Here is a 14,110-nt window from a genome sequence, read left to right as displayed (position 1 = left end):
AGGTCTGCATGGCCCCATACAGTACCCGGATCCCCTAGGGATGAGCCCCGGGGAATGCGGGGGCTAGCCCCACTGTCCCGCTCCGGGACCCGTCGTAATCTGGCCGCTATGAGCGCCTCCGACCCTGAGCTGAAGAAGGAACTCGACGCGACCCTGGCCACGCGCAGGGAGCTGGGTCCCGAGTACGAGGACGAGCTGATCGACTCCTTCCTGGAGAAGGTCGAGCAGCGTCTCGACGGCGTGGTCGACAAGCGGGTCCGCCGTCAGCTCGCCGAGCAGCAGATGGTGGTGGCGCGCGGCAGTGCCCGCCCCCAGCAAGGCGGCTCCCCGCAGTCGTACCCGGACGGGCTCGGCGCCCGGCTGGGGCTCGCGGTGGCCTCCCTGGTGCTGGCGATCCCGCTCTCCGCCATCGCCGCCGTGAACGCGGGGCTGTCCGGCCTGATCTCCTGCTGGGTCGGCATCGTCGCGGTCAACGCGCTCCAGGCCAGCCGCTCCTGGTTCACCTGGGGCCGCCGCTCGGAGCGGCGCTCCTCGCAGACGAGCGAGTGGGAGTAGGCCCCTGAAGGGCTGAAGGACTGAAGAGGCGGGGACCGCCGCACCCCGGCGCGCGAGCGCTCAGGGGCGGGACGACGGCGGTCCCCGCGGGCGTCATCACCGGTCCGGGAGCCGCTCCGGGAATCCGTGACGCCGACAACCTCCACTCTGCGCGACAGGTGTTAACCCCGCTTTTCGGCCGGGTGACACTTGACGCACCCCTGACGCGGAGGCGTGCCCGCGGGGCCGTACGTCGGGCCCCTACTTCACCTCGCTCGCGAGGAACGCCAGCAGGTCCTGCCTGCTCAGCACCCCGGCGGGCTTGCCCTCCGCGAGGACGATCACCGCGGGGGCGCCCTCCAGCACGGCCATCAGGTCGGCGACCGTCTCGCCCGAGCCCACGTGCGGCAGGGGCTCGCTCATGTGCTTCTCCAGCTGGTCGCCGAGCGAGGCCCGCTGCGCGAACAGCGCGTCCAGCAGCTCGCGCTCCACCACCGAGCCGATGACCTCGGCCGCCATCACGTCCGGGTGCCCCGCGCCCCGCTTGACCACCGGCATCTGCGAGACGCCGTACTCGCGCAGCACCTCGATGGCCTCGCCGACCGTCTCCTCCGGGTGCATGTGGACGAGGCTCGGGATCGGGCCGTCCTTGTGCCGCAGCACGTCGCCGACGCGGGCCACGGCGGGGCCGCCCTCCTCCAGGAAGCCGTAGTCGTTCATCCACTCGTCGTTGAAGATCTTGCTGAGGTAGCCGCGCCCGCTGTCCGGGAGCAGGACGACGACCACGTCGTCCGGGCCCAGCCGCTTGGCGACCTCCAGCGCGCCGACGACCGCCATCCCGCAGGAGCCGCCGACCAGCAGCCCCTCCTCCTTGGCGAGCCGCCGCGTCATCTGGAACGAGTCCTTGTCGGAGACCGCGACGATCTCGTCCGTGACCCCGCGGTCGTACGCGTCGGGCCAGAAGTCCTCGCCGACGCCCTCCACGAGGTACGGGCGCCCCGAGCCGCCCGAGTAGACCGAGCCCTCGGGGTCGGCGCCGACGATCTTCACGCGGCCGTCGCTGACCTCCTTCAGATAGCGCCCGGTGCCGCTGATCGTGCCGCCCGTGCCGATGCCCGCCACGAAGTGGGTGATACGGCCCTCCGTCTGCTCCCACAGCTCGGGACCGGTCGTCTCGTAGTGCGAACGGGGGTTGTTCGTGTTGCTGTACTGGTCGGGCTTCCAGGCGTCCGGGGTCTCGCGCACGAGGCGGTCGGAGACGTTGTAGTAGGAGTCCGGGTGCTCCGGGTCGACGGCGGTCGGGCAGACCACGACCTCGGCGCCGTACGCGCGCAGGACGTTGATCTTGTCCATGGAGACCTTGTCCGGGCAGACGAAGATGCAGCGGTAGCCCTTCTGCTGCGCCACGATGGCGAGGCCCACGCCCGTGTTGCCGGAGGTCGGCTCCACGATGACGCCGCCCGGGCGCAGCTCGCCGGACTCCTCCGCCGCCTCGATCATCCGCAGCGCGATCCGGTCCTTCACCGAACCGCCGGGATTGAAGTACTCGACCTTCGCCAGAACGGTGGCCTGGATTCCGGCCGTCACACTGTTCAGCTTGAGCAGCGGGGTGTTGCCGACAAGCTCGATCATCGACTCGTGATACTGCACCGTGGTCTCCGCGCGTCGTGAGAGGGCTGCGCTGTTGCGCACCCGTGGGCCCCCTGGCTCATACGAGCTGAGGGGACCCCCACCATATTGGGCAACACGCGCACACCGGGGGCGCGTTGCGCGCCGGGCCGCGCGGGGCAACACAGTCTTAAGGGAGCAAGTCCGGCGCACCCCCCAGGAACATCATCGCGCCACACAGGGACGCACAGGGCCCCACCGGTACTCACAGGAGGCGGAAACACCACAATGCCGATGTCGAAGGCGTCGACCGCGCGGGTCGCGCGGCGTATCGCGACAGCCGCTGCCTACGGGGGCGGCGGAATCGGGCTGCTCGGCGGGGCGACGGTCGGCCTGCTCTTCGCCGAGGTCCAGCTCGCGAAGCGTAAGGTCGGCGGCTCGGCGGACCAGCCACCCCTGGCCGACGGTCTCTACGGCTCCGCCTTCGCCCGGCTGTACTCGGGACGCCCGCTCCGGCTCGCGCTGCTGGGCGACTCGACAGCAGCGGGCCAGGGCGTACACCGCCCCCGCCAGACGCCCGGCGCACTGCTGGCCTCCGCGCTGGCCGCCGTCGCCGAGCGTCCCGTCGCGCTGCGGAACGTCGCCGTGCCGGGCGCCCAGTCCGACGACCTGGAACGCCAGGTGACGGTGCTGCTGAGCGAGGGCCCCGCGCCGGACGTGTGCACCGTCATGATCGGCGCGAACGACGTCACCCACCGGATGCCGCCCGCGCGCTCCGTCCGCCACCTCTCCGACGCGGTGGCCCGGCTGCGCACGGCGGGCTGCGAGGTGGTGGTCTGCACCTGCCCGGACCTCGGCACGATCGAGCCCGTGGGGCAGCCGTTGCGCTGGGTCGCGCGGCGGCTGAGCCGCCAGCTCGCCGCCGCGCAGACGATCGCGGTCGTCGAGGAGGGCGGCCGTACGGTCTCGCTGAGCGACCTGCTCGGCCCCGAGTTCACCGCGCACCCGCGCGAGATGTTCGGCCCCGACAACTATCACCCCTCGGCGGAGGGGTACGCGACGGCGGCCATGGCCGTCCTCCCCTCCCTCTGCGCGGCGCTCGGCATGTGGCCGACGGAGGACGAGCGCCCCGACACGGCACGCCGCGAGGGCATCCTCCCGGTCGCCCGCGCGGCGGCGGAGGCGGCGGCCGAGGGCGGCACGGAGGTCGCGGCGATCCGTGGTCCCTGGGCCCTCCTCAAGCACCGGCGCCGCCGCAGGCTGCCTCCGGCGGAAGAAGCCACCCCCTCCGAAAGAGCCGACGCCGACTCCCTCCAGGGCCCCCACCACACATAAGAGGGCCCCCTCCAGGCCCCCGAGCCCCCACCTCGGGGCTTGCCCCCTTTCTCCCTCAGGGGCGCGGGGGTCACGACGCATCGGGGCTTGCCCCTGTTCCCTCAGGGGCGCGGGCCTGTGTTTGTTTTGCGGCTCCGCCGCGTGGGCGCGACCGGTCCAAGACTTCTGGGCTTGCCCGTTAAGGGGCGCGGGGAACTGCGCGCCAAGCCACGACGCGGGCGCGGCCCGCGAAGCACAGCCCGGGGCACCCCGAACCCGGCCCTGTACACGGGGCACCCGGCGAAGTGGGCTGCGCTTGCCAACCCTGCGCCTTGCGCAGACTTCCCAAGCTTCGCGCAGGGAGAAGCGCAGGCCTGCCAAGCACAGCAGGCGGAGGGCGAAGCACAGCCCGGGGCTCTCCGGGGGCGGCCCCTCGTAGGGGGTGGGCAAGCGGGCGCTTAGAAAGAGGTCCGCGTCACATGGGCGGAACAGTGACCTCCGCGCTACGTACGGGTAGCTTCGCGCAGAGGAACCGCAACCCACGAGGAGCCGTGATGCCCGAAGCAGTGATCGTGTCCGCCGCCCGATCCCCCATCGGCCGGGCCTTCAAGGGCTCCCTCAAGGACGTGCGCCCTGACGACCTGACCGCCGGCATCATCCAGGCCGCACTGGACCAGGTCCCCGCGCTGGACCCCACCGACATCGACGACCTGATGCTCGGCTGCGGCCTCCCCGGCGGCGAGCAGGGGCACAACCTGGGCCGCGTCGTCGCCGTGCAGATGGGCATGGACCATCTGCCGGGCTGCACCATCACCCGTTACTGCTCGTCGTCCCTCCAGACGACCCGCATGGCGATGCACGCGATCAAGGCGGGCGAGGGCGACGTCTTCATCTCGGCGGGTGTCGAGGCGGTCTCCCGTTCCGTGAAGGGTTCCTCGGACGGCATGCCCGAGACCCACAACCCGCTCTTCGCCGACGCCGAGGCCCGTACGGCGCACCGCGCGGAGCACGGCGGCGAGGGGTGGACCGACCCGCGGGGCGAGGGCAAGGTGCCCGACGTCTACATCGCGATGGGGCAGACCGCCGAGAACCTCGCCCGCGACAAGGGCGTCACGCGCCGCGACATGGACGAGTTCGGCGTCCGTTCGCAGAATCTCGCGGAGAAGGCCATCGCGGACGGCTTCTGGGAGCGGGAGATCACGCCGGTCACGACCCCCGACGGGACGGTCGTCGCCAAGGACGACGGGCCGCGCGCGGGCGTCTCCCTGGAGGGCGTCGAGGGGCTGAAGCCCGTCTTCCGCCCCGACGGCATGGTGACGGCGGGCAACTGCTGCCCGCTGAACGACGGCGCGGCGGCGCTCGTGATCATGTCCGACACCAAGGCGCGCGAGCTGGGCCTGACCCCGCTGGCCCGCATCGTCTCCACCGGCGTCTCCGCGCTCTCGCCCGAGATCATGGGCCTCGGCCCGGTCGAGGCGAGCAAGCAGGCGCTGGCCCGCGCGGGGATGACGATCGGCGACATCGACCTGGTGGAGATCAACGAGGCGTTCGCCGCGCAGGTCATCCCCTCCTACCGGGACCTGGGCGTCGACCTGGACAAGCTGAACGTCAACGGCGGCGCCATCGCCGTCGGCCACCCCTTCGGCATGACCGGCGCCCGCATCACCACCACGCTGCTCAACTCCCTCCAGTGGCACGACAAGCAGTTCGCGCTGGAGACGATGTGCGTGGGCGGCGGCCAGGGCATGGCCATGGTGCTGGAGCGGCTGAGCTGATCCGGGAGTGATCCCCAACTGATCCGGAGGTGATCCGGACAGGCCCGCGCCGCCCCGGATTTGTGGTGTGGGTCACGTCCCGGAGTTCCGGCGACGGCGATATGTCAGCGAGACAAAAGCGCCCCCAGGATGTGATATACGCCCTGGGGGCGTGACGTTCTCGCAGGTCAGAGAGGTTTATACCAATCGGCCCACGCTTCTCGACCGCCCCATTGGGGACGTTTTGCACTACGGTCGAGAGGCGTTCGACGTAACGCTGTTGTAGGAATTCAGGGGGATCGAACCGGAATCGGGAGTACGTCAGTGAGCGCCATATCCCTCATCCTGCTGTGCGCCGCGGCCCTGGCCACGGCCCTCGGGGCCGCGGCACTGTGCACCGCCCTCGGTCTGCGCCGCCAGTTGACCGAGCTGCGTGCCGAGGCCACGGAGGCCGCGCGGGCCGCCGGTGCCGTGCCGCACGCGCGCCACGGCGCCTCCGCCGACGAGATCCGTTCCGCCGTCGCGGACGCGCTCGCCGACGAGCGCGAGCGCGAACTCGCCGAGGCGCGGGCCTTCTGGGCCGCGCAGGAGGCGCGCGACGCGACCCCCGACAGCGGCACGCTGCTGGCGGGCCACGGCACCGAGTACGAGATCGTGCACGGCGACCTCGCGGACCAGCTCGACGAGCTGCTCGACGCGTACGAGGGCGAGCTGTTCATCCCCCGCCAGCCCCAGGAGGGTCCGGACGACGCGGACGCCACCGAGCTGTGGGAGGACGCCTGGGAGACGCTCGGCGCCGCACCGGAGACCGGGACCGCCGGGACCGCCGGGACGTCCGGCACGGCCGGGACCGCCCCCGAGGCGGAGACCCCGGACGCCGGGACGGCCGAGTCCCCCGGGCTGGCCGCCGCGCGCCGCCGCCACCCCTCGCACCCCGACTTCAACCTCAACGGCGAGCCCGTCGTCCCCGCCCCCGCGCCGTCCTCGGCACCGACCGTGGCCGACCACGAGCGGACGGTGGAGCGCCTCGCGGAGCTCGCGGGCGCGCGCACGCCGCTGACGGACGTCCGCCCGGGCCCGCTGGGCACGCTGGACGTCTACGTCTTCGAGGACGGCACGACCGTCTGCCTCTCGCCCGGCCACCGCGCCACCAGCGAGGCGCTCTCCGACGCGCTGCGGCTCGGTGAACCGCCGGTCCTCATGGGCGGCTCGGGCATCGCGGGCTCGTACGCGCTCACCTTCGGCCTCCCGAACGGCGAGACGGCCTATCTGCTGGCCGACCGCGTGATCGCCTCGCTCTGACCGCTCTGACAGACCTGCCGCGTCCGGCGCGTACGGCAGGGCGCCGCCGGAGGGGACGGCGTCAGCCGATGCGCTGGGACGCGGCCTTCACCAGAGCGAGGGCCTCTTTCAGGTGATCCTCGCGCTCCGCGGACGGGGCCAGGGCGAGCGCCTCCACGAAATCGTTCGCGGCGACCGCCAGTTGGTCACCGGTCGCGAAGAGGCCCGCGTCCGGCAGCACCAACGGGGTCTCACCGGGTGCCTCCAGACGCTGGGCACGCAGGGCCAACTCCCTGGCCAGAGCGAGTCCCTCGGCCGCCGCGCCCCGCCGCAGGGCGCTCTGCGGGAGCGCGCGCAGACGGTCGGCGAGCCGGTCGGCGGCGGTGATCAGCGGAGCGGTGTCGGACACGATGCCAGCCTATGCGCCGCTCTCCGACTGTTGCCAACGCCCCAACGCTCAGGCAACGTGGCGTCAAGGACTCACTAAGAAAGCGTCCGGAGGCGCCGATGTCCCAGATCTTCTCCGAAGAGACCCACCGGAACCTGCTCTCGCGGATCCCCCACTGCACCGGTCGTGAAGTCTCCGACTGGCTCCGCACAGTCGATGAAGGCCCCGCTCTCTTCCGCTTCGAGGAGAAGGTGAGCTGGCTGCGGGGCGAGCACAATCTCGCCTACGGCCACGCCAAAGCGATCATTCACGAGCACGACCTCAGGCGCGCCGCGCGCAATCTTTGAGCCGCACCCCCGGGAGGACACGCGAGAGGGCCCGGAGGCATCGCCTCCGGGCCCTCTTCCGTGCGCTACGACCGCTAGTTGTCGCCCTGGAGGATGGCGATCAGCCGCAGGAACTCCAGGTAGATCCACACGAGCGTCAGCGTCAGGCCGAAGGCGGCCATCCACGCCTCCTCGCGCGGAGCGCCGTACGCGATGCCGTCCTCGACCTGCTTGAAGTCGAGCGCCAGGAACAGCGCGCCGAGCACGATGCCGATGACGCCGAACAGGATGCCCAGGCCACCGCTGCGGAAGCCGAGGCCGTCACCGCCGCCGAAGACCGCGAACAGCAGGTTGACGCCCATCAGCAGGACGAAGCCGATCGCGGCGGCCATCACGAAGCGGTAGAACCGCTGGTTGACGCGGATGATCCGCGTCTTGTACATCACGAGGACCGCGGCGAAGACGGCCATGGTGCCGAGCACCGCCTGCATCGCGGCGCCGTTCACATACCCGTTGACGTAGTTGCTGATCGCGCCGAGGAAGATGCCCTCGAAGGCGGCGTACGCCAGGATCAGCGCGGGCACCGGCTTGCGCTTGAACGCCTGCACGAGCGACAGCACCATCGCGATGAGCGCGGCGCCGATGGCGGGCCCGAGCGACAGGTCCGTGATCCAGGCGGCGGCCGCGGCGACGACGACGAGGCCGACGGTCATCCCGGTGCGGGAGACGACATCGTCCATCGTCATCCGGCCGGACTGCGGCGGGGCTACGGGCTGGGTCTGCTGGGCATACGGGTTCGTCGCGTACGGGTTCCCGGCCTGCGGCGGCTGCTGCTGGGTCTGAAAACCGGCATAGCCACCGTCTCGGCTGAGCCCCCGACGCGAGAAGACCGGGTTACTGCTCCTCATCTCACTCCTCCATGGCCACACTGCGCGGCCTTGCGTCCAGCGTAATGCGTAAGTAAAAACAGCACGCTAGTGCAGACCCACAACGAGCGAAAGTGATGTTTTTGTTCCCCAGGGGCCACTGGGAGGGCTAGCCCAGCTGCACAGAGCGCTTGGCGAGGCCGTGCCAGAAGCCGTCGATCACCGTGCGCTGCGTCGAGAGGTCCGTCTCGCCCGCGCCGAGCGTGACGAAGAGCGGCGCGAAGTGCTCCGTACGGGGGTGGGCGATCCGCCCCGCGGGCGCCTTGCGGGTGAAGTCGAGCAGCGCGTCCAGGTCCTGCCCGTCCAGCGCCTCCCGCCCCCACGCGTCGAACTCCCGCGACCAGGCGGGCGCCTCGTCGGCCCCGGCGCCCCAGGAGAGGCCCCTGAGGTTGTGGGTGAAGAAGCCGCTGCCGACGATCAGGCAGCCCTCGTCGCGCAGCGGCGCCAGCGCGCGGCCGAGCGCGAGCAGCCGCTCGGGGTCGAGCGTGGGCATCGAGAGCTGGAGGACGGGGACGTCGGCCTCCGGGTACATCTCGACGAGCGGGACATACGCGCCGTGGTCGAGCCCGCGCTCCGGCGCGTCGTGGACGGGGAGCCCGGCGCCGCCGAGCAGCCCCCGCACGCGCGCGGCGAGCGCGGGGGCGCCCGGCGCGGCGTACGTCACGCGGTAGTAGTGCTCCGGGAAGCCGCCGAAGTCGTACACCAGCGGCACCGTGCGCGTCGCCGCGAGGGTCACGGGCGCCGACTCCCAGTGCGCGGAGACCATGAGGACCGCGCGGGGGCGCGGCAGGCCCGCGGACCACTCCGCGAGCTGCCGCGTCCACAGCGCGTCGTCGGCCAGCGGCGGCGCCCCGTGGCTGAGGTAGAGCACGGGCATCCGCGCCGGGGCCCCGCCCTGGCCGGCCGTCATGAGCGGACGAGCAGGACGACGCCCGCGACGACCGCGCCGAACACGACGGCGGCGGCGCCGTAGGTGACCTTGTGGTCGCGCAGGACGGGGAGCGCGCGGTCGGCGGCGAAGCGGCCCGGCCCGGCGAGGGCGAGCGCGGCGGCACCGGCGGCGAGGACCAACGGGTACTCGATGCCGCCGAGGAAGCCCTTCTCCCAGTCCACGGCGACCACGTTGAGCATGGTGCCGACGACGGCGGCACCGGCGAGCGGCGTCAGCAGCCCGAGCGCCAGCCCGAGGCCGCCGAGGGTCTCGGAGAGCCCGGCGACGACGGCCATGAGCTTGCCGGAGGGGTAGCCCACGGACTCGAAGAACTGCGCGGTCCCGTCCAGCCCTCCCCCGTCGAACCAGCCGAAGAGCTTCTGCGAGCCGTGCGCGGCGAGCGTGAGCCCGAGGACGACCCGAAGCACCAGCAGCCCCGCGTCGTACGGGAGCCGGGGGTCGGCGGTGCCGGTGGTGGTGGTCGTGGGTGCCGCCTCGGGGTCGGACGTGACGGTGGCGTGGGGGGACGACATGAGCGGAGCCTCCTACGTCGAGGTGTGGGACTGTTGCATGGGACACATAGTTCAAATTCGAACTACAGTGGACCGTACCCGCAGGTTTGAATTTGAACAACTTCGTAGGATGGATCCATGGCGCAGAGCACGGGCCCCAGATGGCTCGACGAGCGGGAGATGGCGGCCTGGCACGGCTTCCTGGAGGCCACCAGCCGCGTCGCCCGGCATGTGGAGCAGCAGCTCAAGGACGAGGCCGGGCTCTCCCACGCCCAGTACGAGATCCTGGTCAGGCTCTCCGGGGCGCCGGACGGCGAGATCCGGATGACGGAGCTGGCGGAGGGCCTCTTCACGACGAAGAGCGGACTCACGTACCAGGTCGGCCAGTTGGAGAAGCGGGGCCTGGTCGCCCGCCGCTCCTGCCCGACGGACGTCCGCGGCGTCCTGGCCGTCCTCACCGCCGAGGGCCGAGCCGCCCTCCGCGACGCGGCGCCGGGGCATGTCGTGGCCGTACGGGAAGCGCTGATCGACGTCTTGGATGAGGAAGAGCTGGCCGTCCTGGCACGGGGCTTGGCCCGAGTAGGGGCCCGCCTCCGCCCCTCAGACTGACCAATCCTTGGGGGCCTGCCTGCTTCTCCCTCCGCCCCTGCGAAGCTTGGGAAGTCTGCGCAAGGCGCAGGGTTGGCAAGCGCAGCCCCCTTCGCCGGGTGCCCCGCGCAACGGGGCCGGGTTCGGGGTGCCCCGGGCTGTGCTTCGCGGACTGCGGCCGCGTCGTGGCTTGTCGCGCAGTTCCCCGCGCCCCTGAAGGGGCAAGCCCCGAAGTCTTGGAGCCGCACAGGCCCGCGCCCCGTTGGGTACGGCTCTTTCACACCGTGAAGCGGAGCATGTCCGCGAGGATCAGGCAGGCCGCGCCGCGCAAGGTGTCGGACTCGTCCCACGGGGCCAGGACGACCGAGGGGCGGATGCCCGGGTGGGGGAGGACGAGAGGGGTCAGGGCCTCCTCGACCGCCTCGCGGAGGGGCCGGCCGGCCCCCACGGGGTCACCGTGCAGCAGCACCGCCTCGGGCGCGAGGAGCTGCCAGACGACGGCGAGCCCGACGGCGAGATTCTCCGCGTACTCGCGCAGGAGCCCCGCCGCGCGCCGGTCCCCCGCGTCCGCGCGCCCCGCCAGGGCCGCGCTCGTGAGCGTCGCGGCGTCCGGCAGGCCGAGCCGCTCGGCGCGGGCGCGCAGCCAGCGCACCGTCGCCAGCGTGTCCCAGCAGCCGCGTCTGCCGCAGCGGCAGAGCGCGCCGCCGACGTCGACGACCGTGTGCCCGATCTCGCCCCCGGCGCCCCGCGAGCCCCGGTGCAGCGTGCCGTGGGTGACGAAGCCGACGCCGATCGCCTCGCGCACGTAGACCGAGGCGAACGAGGAGAGCCCGCGCCCCTCCCCGAACCACAGGTCGCCCAACGCCTGCGCGCGCGGGTGGAGGTCGACGAGGACGGGCAGGCCCAGCCGCTCCTGGAGGAGGGGGCCGAGCGGCAGTCCGTCCCACTGCGGGGCGAGTTCGACGTGCACGACGCAGCCCATCGTCGTGTCGACCATCCCCCCGACGGCCACGCCCACCCCGCGCGGCGGGACCGCGCGCCCGCGCCCGCCGGGCACGGGCACCCGCGCCCGCGCGTCCCGCAGCGCGCCCTCGATCTCCTCCAGCACGGCGCCGGGCCCGGTGCCCGGCGCCAGGGTCCGCGAAGCGGAGGCCCGTACGGTGCCTCCGGCGCCGATGACCGCCGCGCGTACCGAGCCCGGCATCAGGTGCACGGCCCCTATCGGCGCGCTGTCCTCCGCGAACCAGAGGGGGCGCCCGCCCCGGCCGCCGCCCGGCCCGCTGGGGCGCGGGGCGCCCTCCGCCAGCAGCCCTTCCTCGATCAGCGGCTGCGCGACCGCGCCGACGACCGCGCGCTGCGCGCCCAGCAGCCGGGCCAGCTCCGAACGGGAGAGCGGCCCGTGCGCGTAGAGCAGGCGCAGCAGACGCGCGCGGTTCATCCGGCCGGTCTCGGCGGGCGAGACGAACGCGAGCGAGGGGCGGGAGGGACGGAAGGGGCGGGAGGACGCCTCGGGCCCCATGGCTTCGGGCCCCATGGGCTACCCGACCCGCTCCCCCGTGATCCAGGAGCGCGCCCCGAGGAGCTTCTCGCCGAACTCGCTGAGCTCCGGCAGCGGATACTCCCGCTCCCTGCCGCGCGGGTCGCCGGGGAAGACCGGCTTGGGCGGGGTGCGCTCGCGCCAGGCGGTGAGCCGGTGCCGCACCTGCTCCGGGTCCTTCTCCTCGGCCGGGAACATGGTGACGTACTGCGCCATCCGCACCCGGTCCTCCGTGGTGTTGGGGCGGACGCCGTGCGGCAGCAGGCTGTTGAAGACCAGCAAGTCGCCCGCGTTCATGGGCAGCAGTTCGGGCTCGCCCAGGCCCGTGGTGTCCGGCTTCCACGGGTCGCGGCCGTCGGGCTGGCGCTCGACCCACGCGGAGAAGTCGCGGTACAGCTTCGGGTAGGCGTGGGTGCCGCCGATCTCCGGTCCCGTGTCGACGAGCGAGACGACGCCCTGCACCTCGAACGGCAGCGGGTCCAGCGAGGTGTCGATGTCCCAGTGGACGAAGCCCTCGAAGGCGCGGCTGCGCCTGTTGGGCGGGTTCACGTTCGCCCGGTCGAGCGCGACCCAGAGGTCCTCGCGGTCCCAGATGTCGACGAACGTGTCGTAGATCCGGGGCTCCTCGCGGATGTCCCACAGGTGCTGGTGCTGGTAGATCTCCACCATGCCGCTGCCGTTGATCTCCGGCAGGGGGTGAACGTCGGGCCGCGGCTCGTACCAGCTCTCCCGGTCCTCGGGGTCCATCCCCGTGAACTCCCACAGCGTGCGCTTGAGGCGCTCGACCTTGTCGAGGGGCACGGCGTGCGGGACGCGCACGTACCCCCATGTCTTCCAGTGCCGCCAGTCGTCGGCCGACAGCACCCGTAAGGGCAGTTGCTTCTCCATCGCGTACATCGGGTCCCTGGGCATGTATGGAACCGTTGCAAACGCCCGGAGGGCCGTCAACGGCGCCTCCTCGGGTAGTGTGACCGTCTTCGACGCCGATCGTGCACGCGCCAAGGAGGTGAGACCCATTACCGCCAGGTCAGGCAGGGTGCTCTCGCCTCGTGGCCCCGGGGACGACGCCGCCGCGTAGCGGCACCTCCGGGGAGGGAGCGCCCCACGGCACTCCGAAAGGCTCCCATGACGGTCCCTCCCTCTCCCCCTTCCTCTTCCTTCTCCGCCGTCGTCGGCCGACTGCGCGCCGCCGGGTGCGTCTTCGCCGAGGACGAGGCGCGGCTGCTGTGCGACGCCGCCCGTACGTCCGCCGAGCTGGACGCGCTGGTCGCGCGCCGCGCGGCCGGGCTCCCCCTCGAACACGTCGTCGGCTGGGCCGAGTTCTGCGGGCTGCGGATCGCCGTGGACCCGGGCGTCTTCGTGCCGCGCCGCCGCACGGAGTTCCTCGTACGGCGGGCCCTGGAGCTGGCGCCGCCCGTGACGCCGCTCGTCGCCGTCGACCTGTGCTGCGGCTCGGGCGCGGTGGGCGCGGCGCTGGCCGCGGCGCTGGACCGGCGCGGCCTCCGCGCCGAGTTGCACGCCTCGGACGTGGACCCGGCGGCCGTACGCTGCGCCCGCCGCAACCTCGCGGCGGCGGGCGGCCAGGTGTACGAGGGCGACCTGTTCGCGCCGCTCCCCCGCGCGCTGCGCGGCCGGGTGGGCGTGCTCGCCGCCAACGTGCCGTACGTGCCGAGCGGCGAGGTCCCGCTGCTGCCGCCCGAGGCCCGGGAGCACGAGGCGCTGCTGGCGCTCGACGGCGGCGCCGACGGCCTCGACGTGCTGCGCCGCGTGGCCGCCCCGGCGGCCGGCTGGCTGCGGTCGGGCGGCTGCCTGCTGGTCGAGACGAGCGAGCGCCAGGCGGAGACGGCTGCGGCGGTCCTGTCGGCCGCGGGCCTGATCCCGCGGATCGCCACCGACGCCGCCCTCGGCGCCACGATCCTCACGGGCGTCAGCCCGTAACCCTGCCTTGCCCCACACGCCCCCGCGCCCCTGCCGAGGCAGTCCCCTGCTCCTCCCCTCGCCCCGCGAAGCTTGGGAAGCGTGCGCTTCTCCCTCCTCCCCCCGCTGAGCTTGGGAAGTCTGCGCAAGGCGCAGGGTTGGCAAGCGCAGCCCACTTCGCCGGGTGCCCCGCGCAACGGGGCCGGGTTCGGGGTGCCCCGGGCTGTGCTTCGCGGGGCGCGCCCGCGTCGGGGCTTGGCGCGCAGTTCCCCGCGCCCCTGATCGGGCAAGCCCCGACGTGTCGTGACCCGGCGCACCCCGCGGCGGAGCCGCAAATCGAAACAGCCCCGCGCCCCTGAGGGCATAGGGGCAAGCCCCGAAGTGTCGTGACCGGTCGCGCCCACGCGGCGGAGCCGCATATCAAACGCAGCCCCGCGCCCTGAGGGAGAAGGGGCGAGCCCCGACGTCTTGGACCCGGGGCGCCCCGGAGTTCT

Annotated in this window: 14 protein-coding genes; 7 read left to right on the top strand and 7 right to left on the bottom strand. The window is 72.8% G+C overall.

The window, feature by feature from the left end; translation table 11 throughout:
• Nucleotides 1-108: 108 nt before the first annotated feature.
• A complete protein-coding gene (locus ACGF3A_RS42925; protein ID WP_393736615.1) occupies nucleotides 109-555 on the top strand; it encodes a hypothetical protein in 447 nt (148 codons plus the stop codon).
• Nucleotides 556-795: 240 nt separating this feature from the next.
• Here the strand turns inward: ACGF3A_RS42925 and ACGF3A_RS42920 are convergent, their stop codons facing one another.
• Complete coding sequence (locus tag ACGF3A_RS42920; protein WP_393736613.1) at nucleotides 796-2,184, bottom strand: cystathionine beta-synthase; 1,389 nt, start codon at nucleotides 2,182-2,184, stop codon at nucleotides 796-798.
• 246 nt (nucleotides 2,185-2,430) lie between these two features.
• Here ACGF3A_RS42920 and ACGF3A_RS42915 point away from each other — a divergent pair, with 246 nt between their 5' ends.
• From ACGF3A_RS42915 to ACGF3A_RS42905, 3 genes are all read left to right on the top strand, one after another.
• A complete protein-coding gene (locus tag ACGF3A_RS42915) occupies nucleotides 2,431-3,477 on the top strand; it encodes an SGNH/GDSL hydrolase family protein (protein WP_393736611.1) in 1,047 nt (348 codons plus the stop codon).
• A gap of 533 nt (nucleotides 3,478-4,010) precedes the next feature.
• A complete protein-coding gene (locus tag ACGF3A_RS42910; protein WP_393736609.1) occupies nucleotides 4,011-5,231 on the top strand; it encodes an acetyl-CoA C-acetyltransferase in 1,221 nt (406 codons plus the stop codon).
• A gap of 303 nt (nucleotides 5,232-5,534) precedes the next feature.
• Nucleotides 5,535-6,512 (top strand): hypothetical protein, encoded by a 978-nt coding sequence (locus ACGF3A_RS42905; protein ID WP_393736607.1) that lies wholly within the window; start codon nucleotides 5,535-5,537, stop codon nucleotides 6,510-6,512.
• Nucleotides 6,513-6,573: 61 nt separating this feature from the next.
• Here the strand turns inward: ACGF3A_RS42905 and ACGF3A_RS42900 are convergent, their stop codons facing one another.
• Complete coding sequence (locus ACGF3A_RS42900; RefSeq protein ID WP_393736605.1) at nucleotides 6,574-6,900, bottom strand: hypothetical protein; 327 nt, start codon at nucleotides 6,898-6,900, stop codon at nucleotides 6,574-6,576.
• 98 nt (nucleotides 6,901-6,998) lie between these two features.
• On the opposite strand from ACGF3A_RS42900, the gene ACGF3A_RS42895 reads away from it, so the two are divergent.
• The gene (locus ACGF3A_RS42895; RefSeq protein ID WP_344522728.1) at nucleotides 6,999-7,226 is read left to right on the top strand and encodes a DUF4287 domain-containing protein; all 228 of its coding nucleotides are present in this window, start codon (nucleotides 6,999-7,001) and stop codon (nucleotides 7,224-7,226) included.
• Nucleotides 7,227-7,300: 74 nt separating this feature from the next.
• Here ACGF3A_RS42895 and ACGF3A_RS42890 read toward each other — a convergent pair whose 3' ends face one another.
• From ACGF3A_RS42890 to ACGF3A_RS42880, 3 genes are all read right to left on the bottom strand, one after another.
• On the bottom strand, nucleotides 7,301-8,113 hold the full coding sequence (locus tag ACGF3A_RS42890) for a Bax inhibitor-1/YccA family protein (protein ID WP_393736603.1): 813 nt from the start codon (nucleotides 8,111-8,113) through the stop codon (nucleotides 7,301-7,303).
• A gap of 127 nt (nucleotides 8,114-8,240) precedes the next feature.
• Nucleotides 8,241-9,041: a dioxygenase gene (locus ACGF3A_RS42885; RefSeq protein ID WP_393736600.1), complete on the bottom strand. Its 801-nt coding sequence runs from the start codon at nucleotides 9,039-9,041 to the stop codon at nucleotides 8,241-8,243.
• Nucleotides 9,038-9,595 carry a DoxX family protein gene (locus ACGF3A_RS42880; RefSeq protein ID WP_393736598.1) on the bottom strand — a complete coding sequence of 186 codons (558 nt, stop codon included), beginning with the start codon at nucleotides 9,593-9,595 and terminating at the stop codon, nucleotides 9,038-9,040. The genes ACGF3A_RS42885 and ACGF3A_RS42880 overlap by 4 nt, the downstream gene beginning before the upstream one ends.
• A 117-nt stretch (nucleotides 9,596-9,712) precedes the next feature.
• Between ACGF3A_RS42880 and ACGF3A_RS42875 the strand changes: the two genes are divergently transcribed.
• Nucleotides 9,713-10,183, top strand: a complete 471-nt coding sequence (locus ACGF3A_RS42875) for a MarR family winged helix-turn-helix transcriptional regulator (RefSeq protein ID WP_393736596.1) — start codon at nucleotides 9,713-9,715, stop codon at nucleotides 10,181-10,183.
• 256 nt (nucleotides 10,184-10,439) lie between these two features.
• Here ACGF3A_RS42875 and ACGF3A_RS42870 read toward each other — a convergent pair whose 3' ends face one another.
• Nucleotides 10,440-11,696 (bottom strand): ROK family protein, encoded by a 1,257-nt coding sequence (locus ACGF3A_RS42870; RefSeq protein ID WP_393736594.1) that lies wholly within the window; start codon nucleotides 11,694-11,696, stop codon nucleotides 10,440-10,442.
• Between the two features lie 3 nt (nucleotides 11,697-11,699).
• Nucleotides 11,700-12,611, bottom strand: a complete 912-nt coding sequence (locus ACGF3A_RS42865; protein ID WP_393736592.1) for a phytanoyl-CoA dioxygenase family protein — start codon at nucleotides 12,609-12,611, stop codon at nucleotides 11,700-11,702.
• Nucleotides 12,612-12,824: 213 nt separating this feature from the next.
• Between ACGF3A_RS42865 and ACGF3A_RS42860 the strand changes: the two genes are divergently transcribed.
• Nucleotides 12,825-13,637: a putative protein N(5)-glutamine methyltransferase gene (locus tag ACGF3A_RS42860; RefSeq protein ID WP_393736590.1), complete on the top strand. Its 813-nt coding sequence runs from the start codon at nucleotides 12,825-12,827 to the stop codon at nucleotides 13,635-13,637.
• Nucleotides 13,638-14,110: the final 473 nt, after the last annotated feature.

This window comes from Streptomyces sp. NPDC048172, from assembly GCF_043202595.1.
Lineage (GTDB): Bacteria > Actinomycetota > Actinomycetes > Streptomycetales > Streptomycetaceae > Streptomyces.
The sequence above is the reverse complement of the archived record's forward strand: the minus strand, read 5'-3'. Positions and strand labels throughout refer to the sequence as shown.

What these genes read in the sequence shown, in the direction of transcription:
- ACGF3A_RS42870 (WP_393736594.1), bottom strand. Translation starts at nt 11,696, where the DNA reads ATGGGGCCCGAAGCCATGGGGCCCGAGGCGTCCTCCCGCCCCTTCCGT.
- ACGF3A_RS42860 (WP_393736590.1), top strand. Translation starts at nt 12,825, where the DNA reads ATGACGGTCCCTCCCTCTCCCCCTTCCTCTTCCTTCTCCGCCGTCGTC.
- ACGF3A_RS42875 (WP_393736596.1), top strand. Translation starts at nt 9,713, where the DNA reads ATGGCGCAGAGCACGGGCCCCAGATGGCTCGACGAGCGGGAGATGGCG.
- ACGF3A_RS42910 (WP_393736609.1), top strand. Translation starts at nt 4,011, where the DNA reads ATGCCCGAAGCAGTGATCGTGTCCGCCGCCCGATCCCCCATCGGCCGG.
- ACGF3A_RS42880 (WP_393736598.1), bottom strand. Translation starts at nt 9,595, where the DNA reads ATGTCGTCCCCCCACGCCACCGTCACGTCCGACCCCGAGGCGGCACCC.
- ACGF3A_RS42890 (WP_393736603.1), bottom strand. Translation starts at nt 8,113, where the DNA reads ATGAGGAGCAGTAACCCGGTCTTCTCGCGTCGGGGGCTCAGCCGAGAC.
- ACGF3A_RS42885 (WP_393736600.1), bottom strand. Translation starts at nt 9,041, where the DNA reads ATGACGGCCGGCCAGGGCGGGGCCCCGGCGCGGATGCCCGTGCTCTAC.
- ACGF3A_RS42895 (WP_344522728.1), top strand. Translation starts at nt 6,999, where the DNA reads ATGTCCCAGATCTTCTCCGAAGAGACCCACCGGAACCTGCTCTCGCGG.
- ACGF3A_RS42925 (WP_393736615.1), top strand. Translation starts at nt 109, where the DNA reads ATGAGCGCCTCCGACCCTGAGCTGAAGAAGGAACTCGACGCGACCCTG.
- ACGF3A_RS42865 (WP_393736592.1), bottom strand. Translation starts at nt 12,611, where the DNA reads ATGCCCAGGGACCCGATGTACGCGATGGAGAAGCAACTGCCCTTACGG.
- ACGF3A_RS42915 (WP_393736611.1), top strand. Translation starts at nt 2,431, where the DNA reads ATGCCGATGTCGAAGGCGTCGACCGCGCGGGTCGCGCGGCGTATCGCG.